The organism is Epilithonimonas lactis (assembly GCF_900110605.1).
GTDB classification, from domain to species: Bacteria; Bacteroidota; Bacteroidia; order Flavobacteriales; family Weeksellaceae; genus Epilithonimonas; species Epilithonimonas lactis.
The window spans coordinates 681606-705125 of the sequence record NZ_FOFI01000001.1; the positions used below are offsets into that span (position 1 = coordinate 681606).

At 39.5% G+C, this 23520-nt stretch carries 26 protein-coding genes; 7 read left to right on the forward strand and 19 right to left on the reverse strand.

Annotation, left to right across the window (positions count from 1 at the left end):
* Window positions 1-170 precede the first annotated feature (170 nt).
* Entirely contained in the window at window positions 171-2798 is a 2628-nt protein-coding gene (gene cphA / locus BMW39_RS03175) for a cyanophycin synthetase (protein WP_034977148.1), read from the forward strand.
* 70 nt (window positions 2799-2868) lie between these two features.
* Here the strand turns inward: cphA and BMW39_RS03180 are convergent, their stop codons facing one another.
* Window positions 2869-3723 carry a LysR substrate-binding domain-containing protein gene (locus BMW39_RS03180; protein WP_034977150.1) on the reverse strand — a complete coding sequence of 285 codons (855 nt, stop codon included), beginning with the start codon at window positions 3721-3723 and terminating at the stop codon, window positions 2869-2871.
* Window positions 3724-3825: 102 nt separating this feature from the next.
* Here BMW39_RS03180 and BMW39_RS03185 point away from each other — a divergent pair, with 102 nt between their 5' ends.
* The 4 genes from BMW39_RS03185 (at window position 3826) to BMW39_RS03200 (ending at window position 7421) form a co-directional block, all read left to right on the forward strand.
* Window positions 3826-4287: a gamma-glutamylcyclotransferase family protein gene (locus tag BMW39_RS03185; protein WP_083391873.1), complete on the forward strand. Its 462-nt coding sequence runs from the start codon at window positions 3826-3828 to the stop codon at window positions 4285-4287.
* Window positions 4205-5488, forward strand: a complete 1284-nt coding sequence (locus BMW39_RS03190) for an MFS transporter (RefSeq protein WP_245750441.1) — start codon at window positions 4205-4207, stop codon at window positions 5486-5488. Before BMW39_RS03185 ends, BMW39_RS03190 begins: the two co-directional genes overlap by 83 nt.
* Window positions 5489-5503: 15 nt before the next feature.
* Window positions 5504-6226: an MBL fold metallo-hydrolase gene (locus BMW39_RS03195; RefSeq protein WP_034977154.1), complete on the forward strand. Its 723-nt coding sequence runs from the start codon at window positions 5504-5506 to the stop codon at window positions 6224-6226.
* Window positions 6227-6290: 64 nt separating this feature from the next.
* Window positions 6291-7421, forward strand: coding sequence for an alpha/beta hydrolase-fold protein (locus BMW39_RS03200; protein ID WP_034977156.1), 1131 nt, complete (start codon window positions 6291-6293; stop codon window positions 7419-7421).
* Between the two features lie 55 nt (window positions 7422-7476).
* Here the strand turns inward: BMW39_RS03200 and BMW39_RS03205 are convergent, their stop codons facing one another.
* Window positions 7477-7794 carry a hypothetical protein gene (locus BMW39_RS03205; protein WP_034977159.1) on the reverse strand — a complete coding sequence of 106 codons (318 nt, stop codon included), beginning with the start codon at window positions 7792-7794 and terminating at the stop codon, window positions 7477-7479.
* A 20-nt stretch (window positions 7795-7814) separates the two neighbouring features.
* The gene (locus BMW39_RS03210; RefSeq protein ID WP_034977933.1) at window positions 7815-8609 is read right to left on the reverse strand and encodes an SDR family oxidoreductase; all 795 of its coding nucleotides are present in this window, start codon (window positions 8607-8609) and stop codon (window positions 7815-7817) included.
* 123 nt (window positions 8610-8732) lie between these two features.
* Here BMW39_RS03210 and BMW39_RS03215 point away from each other — a divergent pair, with 123 nt between their 5' ends.
* Window positions 8733-9104 (forward strand): winged helix-turn-helix transcriptional regulator, encoded by a 372-nt coding sequence (locus tag BMW39_RS03215; RefSeq protein WP_034977161.1) that lies wholly within the window; start codon window positions 8733-8735, stop codon window positions 9102-9104.
* Between the two features lie 103 nt (window positions 9105-9207).
* Here BMW39_RS03215 and BMW39_RS03220 read toward each other — a convergent pair whose 3' ends face one another.
* From BMW39_RS03220 to BMW39_RS03290, 15 genes are all read right to left on the reverse strand, one after another.
* Complete coding sequence (locus BMW39_RS03220; RefSeq protein ID WP_221406043.1) at window positions 9208-9543, reverse strand: hypothetical protein; 336 nt, start codon at window positions 9541-9543, stop codon at window positions 9208-9210.
* A gap of 121 nt (window positions 9544-9664) precedes the next feature.
* Entirely contained in the window at window positions 9665-10108 is a 444-nt protein-coding gene (locus BMW39_RS03225; protein ID WP_034977163.1) for a hypothetical protein, read from the reverse strand.
* 32 nt (window positions 10109-10140) lie between these two features.
* On the reverse strand, window positions 10141-10563 hold the full coding sequence (locus BMW39_RS03230; RefSeq protein ID WP_034977165.1) for a VOC family protein: 423 nt from the start codon (window positions 10561-10563) through the stop codon (window positions 10141-10143).
* A gap of 9 nt (window positions 10564-10572) precedes the next feature.
* Window positions 10573-11157 carry a DUF6630 family protein gene (locus BMW39_RS03235; protein ID WP_034977169.1) on the reverse strand — a complete coding sequence of 195 codons (585 nt, stop codon included), beginning with the start codon at window positions 11155-11157 and terminating at the stop codon, window positions 10573-10575.
* A 90-nt stretch (window positions 11158-11247) separates the two neighbouring features.
* Window positions 11248-12606: a DUF2207 domain-containing protein gene (locus BMW39_RS03240; RefSeq protein WP_034977172.1), complete on the reverse strand. Its 1359-nt coding sequence runs from the start codon at window positions 12604-12606 to the stop codon at window positions 11248-11250.
* A 42-nt stretch (window positions 12607-12648) separates the two neighbouring features.
* Window positions 12649-12840 carry a hypothetical protein gene (locus BMW39_RS03245; protein ID WP_034977175.1) on the reverse strand — a complete coding sequence of 64 codons (192 nt, stop codon included), beginning with the start codon at window positions 12838-12840 and terminating at the stop codon, window positions 12649-12651.
* Window positions 12841-12907: 67 nt separating this feature from the next.
* Window positions 12908-13525, reverse strand: a complete 618-nt coding sequence (locus BMW39_RS03250; protein WP_034977177.1) for a hypothetical protein — start codon at window positions 13523-13525, stop codon at window positions 12908-12910.
* A gap of 514 nt (window positions 13526-14039) precedes the next feature.
* Window positions 14040-14537 (reverse strand): hypothetical protein, encoded by a 498-nt coding sequence (locus BMW39_RS03255; protein WP_051879991.1) that lies wholly within the window; start codon window positions 14535-14537, stop codon window positions 14040-14042.
* A 13-nt stretch (window positions 14538-14550) separates the two neighbouring features.
* Window positions 14551-15147: a hypothetical protein gene (locus BMW39_RS03260; RefSeq protein WP_034977180.1), complete on the reverse strand. Its 597-nt coding sequence runs from the start codon at window positions 15145-15147 to the stop codon at window positions 14551-14553.
* 188 nt (window positions 15148-15335) lie between these two features.
* Window positions 15336-15914, reverse strand: a complete 579-nt coding sequence (locus BMW39_RS03265) for a hypothetical protein (protein WP_131474343.1) — start codon at window positions 15912-15914, stop codon at window positions 15336-15338.
* Between the two features lie 47 nt (window positions 15915-15961).
* Complete coding sequence (locus BMW39_RS03270) at window positions 15962-16915, reverse strand: DUF6624 domain-containing protein (protein WP_034977185.1); 954 nt, start codon at window positions 16913-16915, stop codon at window positions 15962-15964.
* A gap of 20 nt (window positions 16916-16935) precedes the next feature.
* Window positions 16936-17724 (reverse strand): GLPGLI family protein, encoded by a 789-nt coding sequence (locus BMW39_RS03275; RefSeq protein WP_051879993.1) that lies wholly within the window; start codon window positions 17722-17724, stop codon window positions 16936-16938.
* A 109-nt stretch (window positions 17725-17833) separates the two neighbouring features.
* The gene (locus BMW39_RS03280) at window positions 17834-18475 is read right to left on the reverse strand and encodes a hypothetical protein (RefSeq protein WP_034977188.1); all 642 of its coding nucleotides are present in this window, start codon (window positions 18473-18475) and stop codon (window positions 17834-17836) included.
* A gap of 97 nt (window positions 18476-18572) precedes the next feature.
* Window positions 18573-20072, reverse strand: a complete 1500-nt coding sequence (locus BMW39_RS03285; protein ID WP_034977191.1) for a P-loop ATPase, Sll1717 family — start codon at window positions 20070-20072, stop codon at window positions 18573-18575.
* A gap of 33 nt (window positions 20073-20105) precedes the next feature.
* Window positions 20106-20498 carry a surface-adhesin E family protein gene (locus tag BMW39_RS03290; RefSeq protein ID WP_034977194.1) on the reverse strand — a complete coding sequence of 131 codons (393 nt, stop codon included), beginning with the start codon at window positions 20496-20498 and terminating at the stop codon, window positions 20106-20108.
* A gap of 235 nt (window positions 20499-20733) precedes the next feature.
* Between BMW39_RS03290 and BMW39_RS03295 the strand changes: the two genes are divergently transcribed.
* Window positions 20734-21297: a hypothetical protein gene (locus BMW39_RS03295; RefSeq protein WP_034977197.1), complete on the forward strand. Its 564-nt coding sequence runs from the start codon at window positions 20734-20736 to the stop codon at window positions 21295-21297.
* Between the two features lie 233 nt (window positions 21298-21530).
* On the opposite strand, the gene acs is transcribed toward BMW39_RS03295, so the two are convergent.
* On the reverse strand, window positions 21531-23471 hold the full coding sequence (gene acs, locus BMW39_RS03300) for an acetate--CoA ligase (protein ID WP_260262218.1): 1941 nt from the start codon (window positions 23469-23471) through the stop codon (window positions 21531-21533).
* Between the last annotated feature and the right edge of the window lie 49 nt (window positions 23472-23520).

A 23520-nucleotide genomic window follows, 5' to 3' on the forward strand; every position in this document is an offset into this window, starting at 1 on the left:
TCTAAATTTTCTTGATTTAAATGCTTTTCTATTATCTTTGATAAAACTAGAATTTAGGAACGGCTTTGGTAAGTGTTTTTGATTGTCTGAGGTCACTCATTATAAAATTTCAAAGCATTGATTTTAAGACCAATTACTGAAATCTAATATCTAACAACTACTTTTTAAATATGAAAATCGAAAAAATACAGGTTCTAAGAGGTCCGAATATCTGGAGCATCACTAGAAAAAAATTGATACAGATGCGTTTGGATCTGGAAGAAACAGAACATTTCCCAACCAATAAGATAGATGGTTTCCGAGAAAGAATCGAACAATTGCTTCCATCATTGATCTCCCACAGATGTTCCGAAGGCTGCGTTGGCGGATTCTTCAAACGTGTGGAGATGGGAACTTGGATGGGGCACGTGATCGAGCATATCGCTTTGGAGATCCAAACGCTGGCTGGAATGGACGTAGGATTTGGAAGAACCCGCGAAACCAAAACACCAGGCGTGTACAACGTGGTTTTCAATTATAGAGAAGAGCAGGCCGGGATTTACGCTGCGGAAGAATCCGTAAAGATCGCCGAGGCGTTGATGGCTGCAACAAAATATGATATCGACAAATGTATCCATAATCTGAAAGAACTCCGTGAAAGCGAAAGATTGGGACCATCTACAGGCAGTATCGTTGAAGAGGCCGTTTCCAGAAGAATTCCGTGGATCCGATTGGGGAAAAACTCTTTGGTTCAATTGGGTTATGGGATCAATCAACAGAGATTTCAGGCAACGATTACAGGTAACACGAGTAGCATTGCCGTAGACATCGCCTGCAACAAAGAACTGACGAAAAAGATGTTGGAAGATGCCGCAATTCCTGTTCCTTCCGGAAGTTTGGTAGTTGACGAGGAAGGTTTGGATCTTGCAATCAGAAAAATAGGTTATCCGATAGTGATCAAACCATTAGATGGCAATCACGGGAAAGGTGCTTCCATCAATGTGAATGATTATGAGACAGCTGTGGTTGGGCTGACACACGCGCAACAATATTCCAGAAAAGTAATTGTTGAAAAATATATCACAGGTTTCGATTTCCGAGTTTTGGTCATCAATCATAAAATGGTGGCAGCGGCGAGAAGGGTTCCAGCTCACGTGGTTGGCGATGGCGAGTTGAACATCCAAGAACTCATCGATAAAGAAAATACGGATCCAAGAAGAGGTTATGGACACGAGAATGTCTTGACCGAAATTGATGTGGACAAAGACACTAACGAACTTCTTGAAAAATTAAATTATACTTTAGAGACCATTCCTCAAAAAGGAGAAATCGTGTATCTAAAATCAACTGCGAATTTATCTACTGGCGGAACATCCATTGATGTGACCGATATGATCCATCCAGAGAATGTTCAGATGGCAGAACGTGTTTCCAGAATTATCGGATTAGATGTTTGTGGGATTGATATTATGGCAGAAAACCTGACGCAACCTTTGAAGGAAAGCGGCGGCGCGATCTTGGAGGTCAACGCAGCACCAGGTTTCAGAATGCACCTTGCGCCAAGCGAAGGTTTGCCAAGAAATGTTGCAGCGCCGGTTGTAGATATGCTTTATCCACCAGGAAAAGAATTCAGGATTCCAATCATTGCTTTGACGGGAACGAATGGAAAAACGACGACCACGCGAATCCTTGCGCACATTGTTAAGAACAACGGAAAAAGAGTAGGTTTCACGACATCTGACGGCATCTACATCCAAAATACATTGCTTCAAAAAGGCGATACGACCGGACCACAATCTGCCGAATTTATCTTAAAGGATCCAACCGTGGAATTTGCTGTTCTGGAAACGGCGAGAGGTGGAATTCTGCGTTCTGGGTTAGGTTTCGGAACTTGTGATATTGGTGTTTTGACCAATATCAAAGAAGATCATTTGGGAATCAGCGATATTCATAATCTTAAGGATTTGACGCGCGTTAAACGTGTGGTTCTGGACAGCGTCAAAAAAGATGGCTGGTGTATCCTGAATGCTGATGACGAATATTCTATGAGATTGGTCGATGATCTCAAATCAAAAGTGGCCTTGTTTAGTTTGGATGAGAACAATCCGCACATCAAACGCTTTGCTAAAGAGGGTAGAATTACCTGCGTTTATGAAGATGGATATGTGACCATCAAAAAAGGCGAATGGAAGATCCGCATCGAAAGGGTGAAAAATATCCCAATAACGATGGAAGGCAAAGCGAAGTTTATGATTGCCAACGTTTTGGCAGCGTCATTGGCCGCTTACGTTTACGGTTTCGAAATTCCAAACATTGCTTTGGCACTGACAACGTTTATCCCAAGTGCGCAATTGACACCTGGACGACTGAATATCTTCAACTTCAAAAACTTCAAAGTGATGATCGATTTCGCACATAATCCTGCTGGTTATGAAGCAATCGAGGATTTCTTGAAAAGCGTGGAAGCCAATAAGAAGATTGGAATCATCTCAGGTGTTGGCGATAGAAGAGATGGCGACATCCGCGAGATCGGGAAAATTGCGGGAAGAATGTTCGATCACATCATCATCAGAAACGAAAAACATCTGCGAGGAAGACCAGAAGAGGAGATCAATGGACTCATCATCGAAGGAATCCAGGAAGCCAATCGAGACATCAGCTACGAATGCATCCCAAAAGAGATCGATGCTTTGAAACACGCGATGAGTCTGGCCGAAGAAGGAACATTCATCACAGCGCTCAGCGACGTGATCACGAATGCCATAGAATTGGTTCAGGAATATCAGGCTAAGGAAGTTCAGGACGAAGGAAAATATTAAACAAACTTTTTTAAATTAATAAAACCGCTCTAGCAAAGGGCGGTTTTTGTTATTTAAGGACGATAAATTTTTAAAGAAATTCCTGAAAGATCTTGACCGATTTTTTTTGATACATATTTTTTAGCGAGATGATGGTCGCTTCACGCAACATATTTTTACCCCTGATCTTAATAGTTGCCAAGTCTGGATCGTCCACGCTGACCTGAGTCAATATCGTATTCCAATTACCGGTTTTTACGAGTTCTAGTAGAGTTGGGATGTCATTGATCTCAATCAAAACATTCGGTTCTAATTTTTCCTTCTTCAGGATGCCTTTGATAAATTGAATCGTGCTGTATCCCTTTGCTGGCAGGGCTAATGGTAACTTCATAATATCTTTCAAAGCGATGGACGAAAGTTTTGAAAACTCCGAATCTTTGGCCACGACCAATGTCATTGGCGAGAAAAATAGAGAACGGTAGTCATAGTCGGATTCATCGCTTTCTTTGAAGGTGAGAATGAAATCCAGTTCGGTCGTATTTAACTTTTCTATCAGTTCAGAGGTCGTTCCGAAGACAATATTGATTTTGATCTTTGGATATTGTCGGGAAAAGGCGATCAATGCTTTGGTAAGAAGATGGCGCAATGCGTAGGTGATCCCGATGGAAAGACTTCCGGAATTGAGCTTGTTCAGATCCTTCATCATCATAAGACCTTCATTGGATTTTTGAACACTTTGAAAGGCAAATTCAGAAAATAACAGACCAGCTTCCGTCAAGGTTATTCGTTTTCCGATGCGGTTGAAAAGCGGAATTCCAATTTCCTCTTCCAACTGTTTGATCTGTTGGGAGAGTGTGCTTTGGCTGATATTTAGATGTTTTGAAGCTTCAGTGAAGTTCAGAAGTTCCTTTGCTTTGAGAAAGTATTTGAGCTGTCGTAATTCCATATTCTAAATCGGTTTTATCGATGGTTTTTATCGAAATAAAGCGTTTTACAAATTTAGAATATATTCCGAAATTTGTATCATCAATTGAAAAATGATTTAAGAATGAGTTTATTAACAGACCTTTCAGCTTTGAACCAAAAACTTAAAATTGCAGATATTAAAGTTGAAACATTGGACCAATATGAGCTTACGGCCGACCAGAGAGTTTTTTTTGAAGAATACCGACCAGAGAACAAACTTATTATCTACGGAACACTCGCTCCAGGAAAACCCAATCATCACAAAATAAGTCATATCCAAGGTGAATGGAAATCCGCAATATTGAAAGGCGGAAAATTAGAAAGCAAAGGTTGGGGCGCCGACCTGGGTTTTAATGGATTTGTCTCAGCGCCGGAAAATGAACAGATAGATATTTCTTGCTATGTTTTATTTTCTGATGACTTGAGCAACCACTGGTATTCTCTCGACGAATTTGAAGGCGATGGCTACCGCCGAATTCTCGCTGGATATGAACTGGAAGACGGACAAAAAGGCTTCGGCTATATCTATGGGATCAATCAGTAGTTCAGTTATCATTTCAGACATCGATCACAAAGCGGACAAAAAGAGTCGCAGATTCAGAAATATACAGCTGACGATATTTCTTTCAGGATTGTCTGTCTTTGCACAGCTTTATCTGTTCCAGCCGTTGTTGCCGACCGTTGCGAAAGATTTTAAAACTTCCATTGGTGACAGTTCTTGGCTGGTTTCTTCTTCCACCTTGGGAATGGCTTTGGGTCTTTTCTTTTTTGCTTTCCAATCGGATAGTTTTTCCAGGAAAAAGCAGATGTTGTTTGCATTGCTGACGTCATCTTGTCTCACCATCGCCTCGGCGTGGATAGAAAGTTTACCACTTTTGATTGCAATGGGAGTTGTGAAAGGTTTTGTGATAGCGGGTGTTTCAGCGGTTGCATTGGCATATATTACAGAAGAGGTTCAGGCCTCGGTCATTGGATTGGCGATAAGTATGTATCTGAACGGAAACACGATTGGCGGAATGAGCGGAAGAATGATAGCGACAGTTTTGGATGGCGAAATAGGCTGGCGAAATACAGTCATGATCATTGGACTGGGAAGCTTGATATTGGCGTTGATATTTTGGAAATATTTCCCCGATTCACGTTTTCATCAACCACAGAAGATCGACTTTACTTTGAAGGTAAAACAGATGAGAAACTTTGCTTCGGATCCTTATATGCTTCGTCTTTATTTTGTGGCTTTTCTGAGCATGGGAACCTTTGTGAGTATTTACAATTACCTGACATTCCGTCTGGAGTCGCCACCATTTTCGATGAATCATCTTTTCATTGCCTTTATATTTTTGATGTACACTTTAGGTGTCGTGGGAACAACCATTGTCGGTCGACTTTCAGAAAGAATGGAGCAACGCAGGATTCTGCAGGTCTGTATTGTTTTGATGTTAATTGGGGTCTTGCTTTTGCTTTCTCAGAGATTGTTCATCGTAATGATTGGTCTGGCGCTTCTAACGCTTAGCTTTTTCGGTGCACATACCATGGCGAGCAAGATGGTTGCATTGCACGCACAGGAAGCCAAAAGTACAGCCACGTCTTTGTACTGGTTGTTTTATTATTTTGGGTCAGCGCTTTTGGGAAGTGGTTCCGGCTACTTTCTCCACGCCACATCTTGGAGCTACTTCATTCTGCTTCTTGGAATTGTGGTTTTGATTTCTTATTTTTTGTCATTGAGAAAAATGAAAATTATTTAATTTAAAAGATTGAAGATGAAAATACATCCGCTAAAAGACGGGAATTTCAGTGTTGATAAAAACAAAAATTTTACCTATCTCGAAGATTCCGAAAACGAGAAGGACCTCAAAATAGCAATTCAACCATTTCTTGTTGAGACCAAAGATGATCTGGTCATGTTGGATGCTGGACTTGGCTGGCTGGAAAATGGCGTTCCTAAGATCCATCTCAATATTGAAAAAGCCGGTCTGAAACCTGAAAATGTGAAGAGGGTCCTGCTTTCTCATCTGCACAAAGATCATATCGACGGATTGGTGAATAAGGATGGAGAACATTGGTCGCTCAATTTCCCTGAGGCTGAAGTTTATCTTCAAAAACGTGAATTGGAGTTTGCCCGTTCCAAAGATGGAAATCCCTCATTCGATCTGAAGGTTCTGAATTTTATTATCGATAATGCCAAGATCGTCTGGATGGATCTCGACAAAGGAAACCTCACACCCGAAATTTCATACGAAGTGACAGGTGGACACACGCCGTTTCATCAGGTTTTTTGGATCAAAGAAAATAATGAGACCGCGTTCTATGGCGCAGACAATCTTCCGCAGATGGGTTATCTGAAATATCAGATCGCCTTCAAAACAGATTTTGACGGGAAAAAAGCACGGGACGAAAGAATGCTTTGGGAAAAACAGGCGAGGGAAGAACAGTGGAAAATCCTTCTCTACCACGATCTGGAACTGGATATTGTGACAATTTAAATCGGTTTTATTAATTTATAGAATTTGTAAATTGCATAGTTTTCTAACATTTTCAAATAGTCCAATGCAAAAATTAAAAATCATAACAGCTGCGCTTGTTTTCAGTTCGGCTCTGTTGTTTTCTCAAAACTTTAGAACGTCTGTCACAGCAAAGGACGGAAAAGAATTTCCTAGAATTGATGCTAACCGAAAAGCAGAGTTCAAAGTCTATTTCCCGAAAGCAAAATCTGTGACGATAGAAGGTGGAGACGGAATGCAGAACCTCTCTTACGATGCTGCTGAAGGAACCGATGGATTTTGGTCTTTTTCAACGTGGCCATTGGAAATTGGCTTTCATTACTATTGGTTCAATGTCGATGGCAAAAGGACGAATGACCCGAATACAGAACTTTACTTCGGCTACGGCCAGCCAACAAGCGGGATTGAAATTCCGTCTGGTGAAGATTTCTTTTTTGAGAAAAATGTAAAACACGGAGAGATTATAGAGGACAGTTTTGATTCTGAGATCACCAAAGGAAAACGAAACTTTAAAGTGTATTTGCCACCAAATTATGGCACGCAGAAATTCCCGGTCTTATACCTCTATCACGGAACTGGCGAAGATATTACTGGTTGGGAAAGACAAGGTTACATCAAAAATATTTTAGATAATCTTTTCGCAGATAAAAAGGCAACCGAAATGATTGTCGTGATGGATTATGGCGTTGCACTAACTCTCGAACAGGAAAAATTACCCGACGATTATCAAAGAACAGTTCTTTCTACAAAAAATCTAGACAAGCTGGTGACTCAGGAGCTGATTCCATTCATCGAAAAAAAATATAAAACGAGTGGTGAAAAAGCTATCGCAGGCCTTTCCAGAGGAAGCTATCAAGCAATGTTCATCGGCGCAAATCATCCTGAATTGTTTTCTGCCATTGGCTCATTCAGTCCGGTGATCTACGAAGGAACGGAACTTCAGCCTTTCAAAGAATTGCCTGTGGAAAATCTATTGAGATCAAAACAAAAACCATTTTTCTTCATCGGAATTGGCGAAAAAGAAGACAAGCGGTTTGCGGAATATAATACCATATTAGCTAATTATTTGAATGAAAACAAATATCCATTCGTCCAATACAACTCAGCCGGAACCTACCACGAATGGCTGACTTGGAGACGTTGTCTCAATGAATTTGCCCAACAGATTTTCAAATAGTTTAATTAAAAAAAACCGCTCTTCAATAGAACGGTTTTTTTATGGATGAGATTTTTTAACCTGTGATTTTTAGAGAGTCGATCAGTCCGTCTTTTAACTTAAAATGATAAGCTAAAACAATTGGACTGCCTGGGAAATTCCCTGAAACTTCAGCTTTCAAAATTTCATCGGCTTCAGAATATTCCAAAGGTTTCATAGTCGCTTTGTATTCTGTATTGGCTTTCTCAATCCATTGTTGAATCTCTGCTTTTCCGTTGTGCGTTTTTCCTTCATCAAAAACTTCTGCGCTTTCTGAGAAACAATTAGCATAAGCAATGCTGTCAAAGTTGTTTTGAGCATTTGCTAGATCTGTGATGACGTTTGGTAAGTTCATAGGTTTGATTTTTAAAATAATTAAATTGTTGGGACGGTTCCACCGTCGATAATGTATTCTGTTCCGGTGAGATAATTGGCTCTTGGAGAAACCAGGAAACCTACAAACTCTGCAATTTCCTCTGGCTCGGCTGGTCTTCCTATTGGGATTCCGCCCAAAGCATCCATCACGCTTTTCCTAGCTTCTTCGATGGTAGAATTGGAGCTTTCGGAGATGCGTTCCAGCAATCTCGTAGATGATTCTGTCATGATCCAACCTGGCGAAACGGTCAAAACCCGAATGCCCTTTGGTGAAACTTCCTTAGAAAGTCCTTTGCTGTAATTGATGAGACCAGCTTTTGCGGTTGCATAAGGCAACGTTGAATCGTACAAAGGCAATCTTCCTTGGATAGATGCGATGTGAATGATCACGCCACTTTTTTGCAAGAGCATTTGTGGTAGGAATTCTCTGTCCAATCTGATTGGTGCCAAAAGATTAACATTGATGCTTTGCTCCCAATCTTCATCGGTCAAAACCGAAAAACCGCCACCTTTGGTTTCCGAGCCACCAAGATTGTTGATGAGAATATCCAGTTTTCCAAATTGAGCAAAAACTTCTTCGGCTACTTTTTTAGTGCCTTCTGATCTGCTGAGGTCGGCAGAAATGAAATGTAAGTTTTCTGTCGCCGTTTCGGGTTTGCTTCTAGCGGAGATTATTACGGTGGCGCCAGCTTTCAGAAGTCTTTCTGCAATTGCTTTTCCCGCGCCTTTTGTACCTCCAGTTACCAAGGCGATCTTGCCAGATAACTCATTGTTGAAATTAAGATCTTGTACCATTGTTTTATTTTTGTACAAATTTCTGACATACTTCAACATTGCACAATTACGGAAATACGATTCACATAGGGAACAATTTTTCCCCTATTGCACAATTTGGAACATAGGCTTAATTTTGCTTCTATGTATGAGAGAAAGATTTTACCCAACCTCAATTGTGGCCTCGATCTGATCGGCGAAGTGCTCTATGGTAAATGGAAAATCCGTTTGCTTTGGTTTATCGATCAAGGACATTTGCGTCCGAGCGAACTTCAACGAAAAATTCCCGATGCGACCAGACGCGTTTTGAATATTCAACTTAAGGAAATGGAGGAGCATGAGCTGGTTACGAAAGTCATTTATCCCGTGGTTCCGCCAAAAGTGGAGTACAGTCTCACTGATTTTGGAAAATCTTTGATTCCCGTGATCTCCGTTTTAGGAAATTGGGGCGACGATAATGAGGAACGTCTGAGATCTGTGATTATGAAAAGATTTGAGTCCGAAAGTGATCAGTAGCGTAACTTACTAGCGATTCGTGGTTCTGGATTTCAGTTCTGCATGACTATTATTGTACGTCTTTCCTTTTTTCGGATGGGTGAATTTTATGCCAGACCAAATTTCATTGATGCTCAGACACGTACTTTCCACCAGTCCGAATTCGTAACCGGTCTTGATCACTTTGGGGAGAGAAAGGTCGGTTTCCAGTTGTCCGCCTTTTGGCCACGAGACCCACAGCATTCCATACAGTTTCAGGTGCTCTTTTAATGTTTGAAAGATCTTCGCCTGCTCGCTTTGTTTTTATGACAAACAAATGGATGTAGTCAAATTCTCCACTTAACTTTTCTATCAGGTCAATGTTGGGAAGTTCTATGGATAAGATCGCATCCTCAGGCGCATTGGCGAAGTAGGTTCTTGCGCCTTCCTTGATTCCCATCTTTTGTGCTACGGTTTTCATTGCGAAATACTTTTGTGTTAATGAGTTTTCCGAAACATGAATTACGCCAAATTGAACATTCTAAATATCGAAAATGTATTTGTAGTGGCACTTTGCATCTTTTAAAATCTTAAACCATCTTTTATTCATTTAGTTTAAGGACAACTTCAATTTTTTCCGCTTCAATATCAAATGAAAGGTCAGTATTTTGGTAATCAGCACGCACAACTTTTCCCTCAAAGGAACGAAGATTAAGAACCCGAAAGGTTTTCTCGAATATTTTCAACTCCAAATGCTCCAGATCTACGATTCCAATTTTCTGAACGGTACCTTCCAAAGCAGTTCTTTCCCAAATCGGAATGGCCAATAGCTTGCCTTCATTGTGCCAAACCGGAGGTCCGCCACACCATTCATGAATTTTCAATTTCTCAACATTACCTTCAAGATAGCACAATCCACCAAGCGGTGCGCCCATGGCAATTTCATTCAGGTCATAATAGACCAATTGATACAGCTGATCTGGTGAGACAAGTGCATGATCGGTGTTGTGAAAATTCCAGGGATTTGGTTTTGGATGGTGGGTCATACGCTAATTTTGACGGTCAAAGTAGAAAAGGCTTAATTACCTTCTGGATTTTCTGTAGGTACTTTCGAGAGGTCCATGTAGAAAATTTCCCAAGTATGTCCGTCTGGATCTTCTATGGTTCGCTGTTGCATGAAGCCGTAATCTCTCATTTCGTTGGGCTCTATTCCGCCTGCCTTCAAACCGTTTTCCATGACGCGGTCCACTTCTTCGGTGCTTTCTACTGAGAGCGAGAAAAGTCCTGCTACGGCTGATTTTGTATCGGCAATTGGTTTTGTGGCAAAGGAGGCAAACTTCTCGTGGTTGAGAAGCATTACAAAGATGCTGTCGCTCCAGACCATGCAGTTTCCAGTATCATCCGAAAACTGAGGATTGTGCGTAAATCCTAGTGCCAAGTAAAAATCCAGAGACCGTTGAAGGTCTGTTACTGCCAGATTGATGAAAATTTGTTTTACCATTGTTTGTTTTTATTTAAGTTTTAAAAATAGTTCTGAAACGTCCCGATGCTTGTCTATCGGGATGATCGTGAAAACATAACTGTCAGAATTAATATCCAGGATCTCCAAAGAATGACCCATTGGTTTCAGTTCATCATCATTGATTTTCCGAATGATTTCCGAAGTATCTAAATCAGTATACTTCAATTCGTCTGAAATTGTTGGGTACTTTTTTGCCTTCATAATCCTGTTGATCGCAAATCGTATCTCGTCCTCATCTTCTTTCCAATCCACTTCTGCCATTTGGTCTTCATCTTCCATTGTATCGATCAAAACAAACTTCGGCGTCAGCGCCACATCGTTTGGATAGGTCAGTCCACGCTCAGATAGGATGAATTCATTATCATCATCATAAAAAGATCTCGGGTCTTCAAAAGCTTGTTTTAGTTTGAGTTTCAAATCGGATTGTAGAGATTCAGAAACCACAATGTGATCAACTGTTTCCTGGTACATTTTCAGGTCAGCGCTTGTTTTGTCAGAAACTGCTGAACGCATCAATTCGGATGCTGATTTGTCTTCGTTTTTCCGTCCAAATAGTTTTGAAAATAATCCCATGTAATTGTGGTTTTTTTAATTAAGTTTAAATTTATTTCGAAGATTAGTTTTGCTAATGTCTTTTTGTGGTCGTAAATTAAATTACTTTTATTAATCGCCGCCGCAACCACCGCATGAACTTCCACAGCTGCTCCCACAGGATGATCCGGAGCTTCCGCTATCACTTCCAAATTGGTTATTTTTCTCTGTGTAACCAATTATGGGTATAAAAGCGGCTGTCAACACGGCGGAACCTAGTAGAAAATATTGCCATTGCCAATCGTCCTGGGCAGTTCTTTTTGGTAAAATATCTGTTTTGTACAGATTTGGAATGGTGTGTGTGCAGACCAGTTTGGTAAGTCTGTTTAAGTAGAAGATAATTAAGACAATCAAAATAAGTGTCGCAATTAAAATTTGAAATACGTGTCGATCCCTAACGATGCCGGTTGTCAGTCTAATGATACCAAGCATGAGGACAATGGTCAAAATACCAAAATTCATATAAAACAAATTCCTGAATTTCTTTGACTTGTACACGTACTTCGCAAATGCATCCATACATTTGGCAGTATTCCAAAATATTGGTTTGTTGACTAGTTGTCTTACTAAGGATGGATAAAATGGCCTTCCCAGCTCACTCAATACGGTGACGGTCTGTAGCTGCTCCTTAGAACTCACATTATCGGGATTGATCAGACCGATGGTTTTATCAGGGTTGATGTAGATTGTATTATTATTTATCAATTCATTGATAGTTCCATTGATGACATCGTTGAGTCTCTGTGTTTTGAGATAAACAAGTTCATAAGGTTTCAGATGATAAACAAATGAATCTTCATCAAATTCTTTTGTTATTTTCTTCAGCTGATTTCGGTTGTAAAACTCCAGTCCGGCAAATGTTAAGAGACATAAAGCAATAAATCCGATCATGAAATAAGGATTATGGATCTCCAAATAGATGGGTCTCAATAGAAAGTAGCAAGGTGCAATCAGGGCAATGAAACCCAGAATTCCAAATACCAGAAACGTTCTTATTTTTAAGTTGGCTTTATTCAGATTCAGGCTTTCAAACATCCCATGATATTCCCAGATGCTTTTGGGTTGCTCACCGAAAACTGATTTGTACAGTCCCAGAGTTCTCTCTTTGGCTTGTCTGAATTTCTCAAATTCCTCTCTATTATGTGTGGACGGAATGTGCTGGATCTGCTTTCCTATCAAAATACAAAAACTTGAGTAAGATTGCGTGAAAATCAAATGCTGATGCCAAACGGTATCAACAATCTCGGACGGAGAAACCATCATATCAGAGGTTGCCGCGAGGTACATGAACTTTTTGTATTCCAAAATAGCGAGTTCTGTAAACGCTTTAGTCCAGTAGTTTTCGTTGGCAAGACGGATTGTAAATCCATATTCACTGGGTGGATCATCAAAATCAAATTGAAGTATGTGATCCCAAAGTTCTTTGTCCATAGAGCATTTTAGTTTATGGATAATCTAATGATATTAGAGATTCTATTTCTCCGCACCCTTCCGATAATTCCTTACCAACACTGCAACCGCAAACAAAAAAGTGACAGCATACAGAATCGACAAAGCAGGCTTCTCAACGGTCATTGTTCTAAAATCAATCTGCTTGTACAATGCCGCGCCAACAATGATGGCGACGATACTCATCGTGAAAATCGGGGCTTTACTTTTGTCCATTTTTTTTTATTATTTAGTTTTCAATTAGTTTTTTAGCATCACTAAAATAACAATTATTTCTGACACATCACTTTTCACTGATGTATTTCAAACTTTTATTAATTTTATCAAAAGTGATGGTCTTATTCGGCCCGCCGTAAAAGATTGTGATAGCGATGGTACTATCTGTCTCAGATTTGAGGAAGAGGTCTTTGGCTTCACTAATCTTTAAGTCAGGGCTCAATTGTGTCTCAAACTTCACATCGATCCTTTCTTTGCCAAATGCTTCTAGTTGCATCTCTGTACATTCCAGAATCTTTCTTTCCAGCAGTCCATGTTTCTCTATGATCTCAAGCCATGGATAGACCATTACGCCATATCCTACGATCTGTCCCCGATATTTGTCGTTGAGGTCTTTGTCCAGGCGTAAACCTGCTGAGGTCATAGAAAGGATGAAGGTATAAAATGGCAATCCCATCGGGGCGATACTTAGAACCAATGTCACGACCATAAGGCCCAAAAACACTTTTGCCAAGATCTTCTTCCAGAATAAAACAATCACGACAAGACTCATCAATAACCAAAGCCATAACAAAATGATGTCACTGTAATATCCTGCCAAGCTGATTTGGTAAAAATAATAAGCGATACAATCTGCCACAAGCAAAATGGATAACAGGATGAAGATGTAAAGACTGGTTTTCATGTATATGCTTCTAATATGGACTAAAATACAAATTTCCTCGCAGACTTTTTCTATAGATTGATAACTGAAATTAACATCTTCATCCCGTCAGTTCGAGTGATTTTTCGCAGCGCAGCGGAGGAAAAATTGTATCGAGAACCTACATTACAGCAAAAACATAACATCTTGATAATCTTCGCTATTACAAGTAACGCAGCTTTTAATCTAGTTCAAAAAATTATGAACGCCAATTGCCGTCAGTTCGAGTGATTTTTCGTAGCAGAGCGGAGGAAAACTGTATCGAGAATCTACATTACAGCAAAAACACAATATCTTGATAATCTTCGCTATTACAAGTAACGCAGCTTTTAAATCTAGGTCAAAAAATTATGAACGCCAATTGCCGTCAGTTCGAGTGATTTTTCGCAGCATAGCGGAGAAAAATTGTATCGAGAACTGTCTTCAAAAGCAGACAAAAAACCGCTTTCAAAAAGCGGTTTTTAAATTTTATAAACTTGCTGCAAGTGCTGTTCACTTACAAGGTCTTGCGTACAGTCACATTCGGTGCTTCACCCTGGGGTACGATGAAGATCGCATTGTCGCTCACCGATCCGCCATTGTCCAGGAAGTAGCCCGATACAACAGGAATCACAAAGCTTTGGTATTTGCCATCTTTGGTGTAAGCCCAGTAGGTCACGTTCAGGTTCTGCGGATTCATTTTCAGGGCCAGTTTTTTAGACGTCAGTTTGGCGCCGGTCGCATTGATACAGTCCAGCTCCACCAGTTCGGTTTTCGTCACCACTTGCGGGGCGTTGCTCAGTCGCAGGCTGAAGTCTTTTCCGGAATTGTTCACCAGCGTTGCGGATACTTTGTAGCGGTCATAGGTTTTCCCGCCTGCCGTCACAGACTCTTTGTTCAGGATGTTGAAGGTCACGGCCAGTCCGTCCACCGTTACCGTTTCGCCGTCTGCGATCTTCTGGGCACTCAGGCTTGTGAAGACCAGCAATAATAAGTAAGGGATCAGTTTTTTCATAATGAAGATATTTTTAGAATTGATGTTCGGTGAGTTGTTCTGTGAAGATGCCTTGTGCATAGTCGCTTGGCTCCTTGGTAGAAGCGGGTAGGACAGAAGGGTTCGATGGATATTTTCCATCCTTAAACGTCAGTTGTTTCCATCCGTCACGGTCCTGCACGAGTAATGTTTTCCAGCCATCTGTTGTTTCTTGCTCAGCGTAGAGTGGTGGCGTAGTGACCGTGAATTTCGTGATCGGTTTCAGATGGTCATCCAGCAAAACCATAGAGCAGCCACCGGAGCCACAGAAGTAAGGCGTAAAGAAACTCACAAAGATTTCCATCTTCCCATCGGTGTTCAGGTCGATTGTTTGGTAGCGAAATTTCCGCTCGCTCATCGGGATGGCTTTCAGGTCGCCGGGCGTCAGGTACTCGTTGGCGATGTAGTGTGCCACTTTCTCTGTGGTGTCGTCCTTGTTTTCGGGTTGTAGCTTTGGTTTGGCAGTTACCGTGTCGCTCAGAGAGAGTTTCTGAGGCGCTGGTGCAGGGCTGGTTTCCGTTTTGTTGCATTGAAGCGTAAGGAATGCCATAGGCACCAATATGAGAGATCGTGTTATGAGATGCTTTTTCATAATCAGAATTTGTTCCCCGAAGTTACGCCAATTTTGTAAAAGCTTTGATGATTGATGTTAAATTTTGGCTGATTTTTAGGAAAAATAAAACAGCACTTTGGGAGTCGGTTTGTAGTGCACGAAAGGCAAACTGCGATAGAACGTTCCAGTATCGCTCCACTATTGCAAAGACCTACTAGCATTCGTTTTTAATTATAATATTCTGATATTTCAATAATTGTTCTCCTTCCTTTTTCTGAGATTTTAATACCTTCAGAAATCAAATTGTCTTCCGGATCATCATCTTCAAATTCTAAAAAATAAGATGAGTTGCCAGTATTAATTTTTTTAAATCGACTTTCCATAAGCTTTTTGCAATAATTTTCAAATTTAAATTTGCACGCTATGTTATTGATTTTTGTTAGCAGATTGCTGTCTGATATATTATTTGGGTAAATATCTGTTTTAATTTCTACTGAACTTACAAAATGGTTGCAACCGCCTTTATACAAAGTTAAAGTGTCCCCTTCGTAGATCAATGTGGCTTTATTGATTTTTGAATCCCAAATATATGTTTTGATGTCAACTTCACTTAGCCATTCTTCAGTCAATTTTTTGTAATTATCGTCAAACACACAATCAGGGTTGTTTTCTAGTTCATTCTCTTTCCGTGTTTCAACCGTATCAGACTTGTTATTTTCAATTTTCACATTTACGGTGTCAGTCTTTTTCTGTGAACAAGAAAGAGACATCATTAATATCGATAGATAACAAATAGTATTTCTCATAAAATTACGGTTAACGTTTTGCAAACATCCTTCGGCGGACGTTTTTTCTATTGATGTAATTTTTCTAATTCAGGCAGCTCACTTTTATACTTTTCGACGTCCCAAACCAAATTCCAAGTTTTAACATAGTCAGCGATGGGGCCAAGGCCAACTTCTGTTCTTCTTTTATCTACATTGTCAGGATCGGTCAATGGTAAAACATAGTGCGTATCGTCTTTCGGATTGATGCCGATCTGACTGCCGTAGATTTGTTTCCGGCCTTCTCGGATCTCTATTCTGTCGATCAACAAAGCCAAAGAGCCTGAATTTGCATTCCCTTTTGCTACAGCTTCTCTCATCATTGGCAAATATTTTTTTTGCGTCTCCAGATCCGAATGTTGAATGACAAGAAATATCGCACTGTTGGCTTGCGCGCCTACTTTGTCTTTTCCAACCCAACCTTTTTCATCTAATATCTTTTTTATTTTTAATAAGTTGATGGAGTCTTTCTGATGTGTTATTTTCCAGAGGTCTTGCATTTCTTTAGAGTCATCACTGTGGGTTTTTAGCGTTTCGTGGATCTGCTTTCTGTATTTTTGGTCTTCCTCCAGAATGGTCAACAATTCAGCCTGCAATGGTTTGTCATAATTGGCTTCTACCAACTCTAATTTCTTTTCCAACTTTTCAACCGTTTTCTCCCATTCTTTTTTTGAATGCAGATGGTCCAAATCAGTATCAGACTTTAAGTGCCTTAAGTTTGTCCAACCATTTTCTATGGATAAGTTCAACCATCTAAATGCCTTTTTCGTATCGCCTGCTAATGCAGATGCACAAGCACCATTATACAAATGACTGGGGTTTTTGCTTTCGATTTTAAAAGCTTTATCATAGAGGTCAGTAGACATTTTGTAATCTTTTGCCTCATATGATTGATTAGCTTCACCTATCAGTGTTGAATAGTCTTGCGCATTAACGCCTGTAAATAAAAATAATAATAACAAAGTGTAAATATGGTTTCTCATTTTTTCTTGATTAAAAGTTTTTATTTATAGTTGATTTTGTGATCTAATTCAATGGGGTTATTTTCTTGCAAAATATTATTCTGCATTTCTTTATTCTTTATGGAAATATCCACTGTAACACCTTTCGAATCTGTAAATTTAGCAGTTTTCCAACCTTTTGAAATGATATCAAACGGGTCATTAAAATAGGATCTTGCAAGGGTTTCATACTTTTTCCAATCGATTTTTACCGTTTTTGTGCGGGCGTCAAAAATAGGCTCGCCTTTTTTGACCTCTATCAAATTAAACGAATAATCATTGTTTGAATCTTGAATAGAAAGGATCAACCCAGGCAAACCACTGAAAATATAAGGACCATCGGAAAAAGGCAATTCTGTAGTGAACCAGGCGGTCCAGTTTCTTCCGCCATAAGTAGTTTCTGCTTTTTGAGATCTGTAGTTTCCAATGACTTTTTGTTCAGAACTTATTTTCCAATCTAATACGTCCTCAACTGGAAGCAGATAATCTGTTCCCAAATAAGTGATAACTTTTTCAATTCTTTTTTGAGCAAGATTCTTTTTGACATAGAATTGGTTTTCGACACCCATTTTAAACCTGCCGTTTCCATGGTTCAACCTTACTGAATCTGATTTTCTGTCGAGTGAATCTCTAAAAATGGAACTGTTGTTTTTGAGGTCCAAAATCATCTTCTCGGAACTCACATCATCTGGTTGTTCTGAATTCAGTTTGTATTTTGTTTCGTAAATAAAACTAAATTTTTGCGAGAAGCAAAAGGTAGATATTCCAAGAAAAAAGATGATCAATTTCATTTGTGGCGGGTGTTTGTTTGTCTGCTAGCATTTAAGGTTAGTCGATATTGCGGATTTGTAATCAGAGACTTTATCTTTATGTAGGAAGTTATACCCAATATCGCTTTATTTATTTTTTGTGAAAGTAATTTATTCTATCTTCAATATTTGATATCAAATTATAAGCGAAATCAAAATAGGTTTTAGAATTTTGTTCTGCAAATTCATTAAATATTTGGCTCTGAAAGGTAGGAATAAAATGTTTTTCAAAGTCAATTTCATCTATTTTACCTGGTTCAGAAAAACTTCCAACATATGCTTTTGTTTTTTTAGGTAGTGTGTTTGTAATTTTAGTGGGATCCCCGTGAGAATAAGAATTTCTAATTAAGGGTCTTATTTTTGTGTCAAGAAAATTTCTTTCAGAATCATTTATTAATCCCAAATTTCTGCATTTCTCTATTGATTTCTCAAAATTAAGTTTGATGTATTTTTTATTTGGCAGGTCATACAGAGAATTTAATTTTTCGAGTTCAACAGATTCAATTTTAACTTCATTATATATAAGCGCAATTTTCAATAATCTTTCTACCAAATAATTTGTTGCAGTTAAAGCAGGTACGTGAGATTCCAGTATTAAGCTGTTATTTATTTGATAAATTAAAGGTCTAATCTCTGCAAATAAAGTGCTGTCAAAATCAAAATATTTACTTTGTTTTTCAAAATTTTTTTCTGCTCTCTCTTCTATAAATTTTGAATATTCTTGTTTGCTCATTGAAATGATATAATTAGTATGGATAATTATGACTAGGCATTAATAAAGAAAAGATGTTGCGGATTTGAAGTCCGTGTTATCGGATTATTTATTCATACTAATCGATAGTTGCAGATCCTTGTGTTATTTCTAAATATGGTCTGTATATAAATGGTATCCGATATCTAGGACTTAGATTCTCTCCACGTTGTTCGAAGAATCCTATGGAAACCAGATTTTTAGCAATGCTAAAGGCAGAATGTAGATCTACGGATAATTTATTCATTAGTGTTTCAATATTTTGCTCAGCCTTATCTCCCCTTAGTGATTCAATATGTGATTTTAACGCGGGAAACTCTGCGTAAATAGTTTGTTCGAGCCTCTGTTTGCTAACTTCATATATAGCACCTTTAAAAGATTGTCTAGAAATTATTTGATCACCCTCTAATTCATCAATTCCGCTTTCCTGTCTTTTTGATTCAATACTTCTAGCATGGGTAAATAATTGGATTAGTTCTCTTGGGGCATTAAGGCCTTTGCCATCCATTGTTCTAGAAAGTACCCAATCTAATGTTGCAGGTTTTTTACTTCCTCGATCAATCTGTTTTGGAAAAATGCGATAAAAAAGTTCTTCTTGTTTATGAATATCAGATAATATTTCATTCTTGTCAATATTTAGTGCTGTAATTAATTCTTCATTATCTAAAACACGCCTTATTAAAAGATTTAAAAGAGAGTCTTTAGACCATTTTAAATTCTGGTATTTTGTAATGTGACTTGCTTCTCTAAAACCCTCATTTGTTATACGTTGCCAAATATCATCTCTCAAAAAAACTTTAACTTTAATTTCACTGAATTGAGCAAGATCTAAATATGCCTTGAATAGTGCTTTAAGGGCATTTGTTTCTAATTCTTCACTTTCCAAAAATGCTACATCTAAACGGTCAATAGTAATCCAAAGTTTAATATTATTTTCTAGTAAAGACTTTTGTAACAAATCATATGCGTACTCAATAGGTATAAGACCTTTCTCAAAATCATTTTTTGTTGGCTCTCCAAATGATAGCGAAAATTTCTGCCCCGAATACATTCCTGTATTTACATCAAATTCAGCTGTCGTACTAACCTCTTTCCCATTTTTAAATGATCTCATAAAATCAAAACAAACTTTTAGAAAACTTGCTAATTTGTTCTGAGCAGGAATTAGATTACAATCGGTCAAAATTTCTCTCACTCTTTTAGCGTTTTTATCATTTATTCCATACTCCTCAAATACTTGAGCGGTAATAACAAGAAAGTATAGCTTCCATAGTCGAACAAATTCAGTTTCAGTTGTTGGAGGGTCATTTTTTAGGGTTGAAAAAGCAGTGTTTCCAGTCGGATTTTCAGCAATTGAGACAAGTATACCTTCATCGAATAATGAATCAATATCATTTGTTAGGCTAGTGTAAATTGCACTTTTACCAGCTCCCTTAGCGCCATAAACTATATCATTTGTACCATTTCTAATAAGCTTCCAAAATTCAGTTTCTAAGAAGTAATCTTTTAGCTTCTGAGCTTCTAATTCTGCTATACTTTCACCAAATGTTACTTTTTGAATTAAATCTAATTTATTCATTTCTATTTTATTATTATTTCTTACTTACATCACCTATTGCTTCCCCTTCCCACAAAACACCCCAAAAAAACCTTCCCCCGCAGAATCAGGAATGACGAATAACATTTCCGTTTCATCCTCATCTTTTCTTACACTCTGTAGTGGTTTACCTTCTGTCGAATAAACATTGATTTGTATCGGTGAAATTTTCTTATCATCACAATCAAATTTCCACAAAGTAATTTGGTAGCCTTTGATCACCTTGGTTTCCAGAGAGTCTTCCGGCTCGTATTCCGTTTTGTCTGAGACCTCTTTGATCCAGGCTGTATTTTTAGTTTGGGGCTTGTAGTAGTAAGCGATATCCTCCGCTTCAAAGATCGGTTTCCAATCCTGAGCATAGCTGAGAGTGCATACAAAAATTGACAGAAGTAAAAGGATTTTCTTCATCGGAGGGTAATGGTATTAGTTTTTTAGTTTGACTCAAATTTACAAAATACTCTGATATTCAATAAATTAATTTAATGATTTAACATAATATAAATCAAAAGTATGCAATTAATGTCAAAAACCAATTTAACATAATAAATTTTCAAAAAATAATCCATCAAAAAACATCTTTAGTATGAATAAAATATTTATTTTAGGAACTCAAATTATTATTAACCTTTAAAAACAACAAACGATGGCAGAAAGCAAAAACAACATCATCACACACGGCCTTAGCGGTAAAGTAGGAGACCTTATCGTATTCAGCCAAAGAAACGGCAAAACCATAGTCTCCAAAGCACCAAGGGACAAAACCGGAGAAGACTCGCAAAAACAGAAAGACCACAAGCGCAAATTCCAAAAAGCAACCCTGTATGCTAAATCAGTTATCAATGACCCTGTTCAGAAAGAGCTGTACTCTGCAGCTGCAGATACTTCCAGAGGGATGAGCACTTACAACGTCGCAGTCGCAGATTTGCTCAATGCTCCAGATATAGAAACATTGGACTTGTCCGCTTATACAGGTAACATTGGAGATGTTATTAAGATTATTGTTCTGGATGATTTTGCAGTAAAAGAAGTAACCGTAAAAATAGAAAACGCAGACGGTACACTGGTAGAAGAGGGTTCAGCTATAGATTCCGGCTTCGAGTGGATATACACTGCAACGGCAAGCAACACAGATTTATCAGGCGACAAAATCACAATCAAAGCCACAGATAATCCTGCCAATCTGACAGAAATGAACCAAACACTCTAAAAGACAAAATAACACAGAGAGTACGGAAAGTGTACAGCGAGTGTACAGCGATAGCCTATGAAAACAATATGTCAAAATGACAAAAGCCACCCAATACGGATGGCTTTTTTAATGTTTTTATTTTAAATGTTGGATTAAGATATCGTCAAAATTAATTTAAAACCCCTCAAACCCTCAAACCCTCCAACTCTCAAACTCCCAAACTCTCAAACTCTCAAACTCTCCAACTCAAATCACACCCTCTCATCCTTGATCTCATCCACGATTTCCGGATTCAGCAAAGTCGAGATATCCCCAAAACTGTTGAAGTCGCCCTCCGCGATCTTTCTCAGAATTCTACGCATGATCTTCCCAGATCGCGTCTTCGGCAACCCGGACACAAATTGGATCTTGTCCAGCTTCGCGATCGGCCCGATCTGCTCAGAGATCAGCTGGTTGATCTCCTTCGCAAGGTTCTCGCGGTTTCTTTCTGCACCTGCATCTTTCAGGATCACAAAACCGTAGAGTGCATTGCCTTTCACATCGTGCGGATAACCCACGATCGCAGACTCCGCCACCGCCGGATGCTCATTGATGCTATCCTCTATAGGCGCCGTCCCCAGATTGTGCCCGGAAACGATGATCACATCATCCACACGCCCCGTGATTCGGTAATAGCCAACCTCGTCCCGCAAAGCGCCATCCCCCGTGAAATATTTCCCAGGGAAAGCCGAGAAGTAGGTCTCCTTGTACCGCTGATGGTCACCCCAGATCGTTCTTGCAATCCCCGGCCACGGAAAACGGATGCAAAGATTCCCATCCACCTGATTTCCGGTGATCTCATTTCTTTTCTCATCCATCAACACCGGCTGAATGCCTGGCAACGGAAGCGTAGCGTAAGTTGGTTTGGTAGGTGTCACAAAAGGAATCGGCGAGATCATAATGCCGCCCGTTTCCGTCTGCCACCAGGTATCGACAATCGGGCATTTTTTCTTCCCAACGTGGTCATTATACCAGTGCCAAGCCTCATCGTTGATAGGTTCACCCACAGAGCCAATGACTTTCAGCGAACTCAGGTCGTGCTTCTCCACCCATTCCACACTTTCCTTCGCCAAAGAGCGGATCGCTGTAGGAGCGGTGTAGAACTGGGTCACTTTATGTTTCTCGATCACTTCCCAGAATCGCCCAGCATCAGGGAAAGTCGGCACCCCTTCGAAGATAACGGTGGTCGCACCATTCAAAAGTGGTCCGTACAAAATATAAGAATGCCCCGTGATCCAGCCGATATCCGCCGTACACCAATAGATGTCATTCTCTTTATAATTAAACACATTCTTGAACGTGTAAGCCGTATAGACCATATAACCCGCGCAAGTGTGCAACATCCCTTTCGGTTTCCCAGTCGACCCCGAAGTGTAAAGAATGAACAACGGGTCCTCCGCATCCATGATCACCGTCACGAAATCCGCGGAGGCTTTGTCGTAATAGTCGTCCATCCAATGGTCACGGCCTTCTTTCATCTTCACGTCGTTGTGGGTTCTTTTCACAACCAATACGCTTTCGACGATTGGTGTTTTCTCTAAGGCTTCATCCACAAGGCTTTTCAAATCCAGAACTTTGTTTCCCCTGTAACTTCCGTCAGATGTGATGACCATCTTTGCCCCGCAGTCATTCACCCGCGAAGCTACCGCTGAAGCAGAGAATCCGGCAAATATCACGGAATGAACAGCGCCCAATTTAGCACAAGCCAACATCGTAATCGCCAATTCCGGAATCATTGGAAGATAAATACAAACACGGTCGCCTTTCTCGATGCCCATTTCACGAAGGATATTCGCTACTTTGTTGACTCTGGTGTAAAGTTCGCTGTATGAAATATGCTGTGCTTCTTCCTTTGGGTCGTTCGGTTCCCAGATGATGGCGGTTTTGTCGCCACGCACGGAAAGATGTCTGTCCAAGGCATTCTTGGTGATATTCAATTTCGCATTCTTGAACCATTTGATGTTGGCTTCCTGCATATCATAATCCACAACTTTGGACCAGCGCTGATACCAGACGAAATTCTCATCCGCAATCTTATCCCAAAACTTCTTCGGATTCTTAATTGACTTTTTATACTCTTTGAAATAATCCTGCAGATTCTGAATGTGATAATTTCTCATACTGATTGATTTATGATGGTGGTTTTGATTGATGAATAGTTGCGAATCCTTTGCAGACCGCGGTAATAGCTTAGCCAAATTA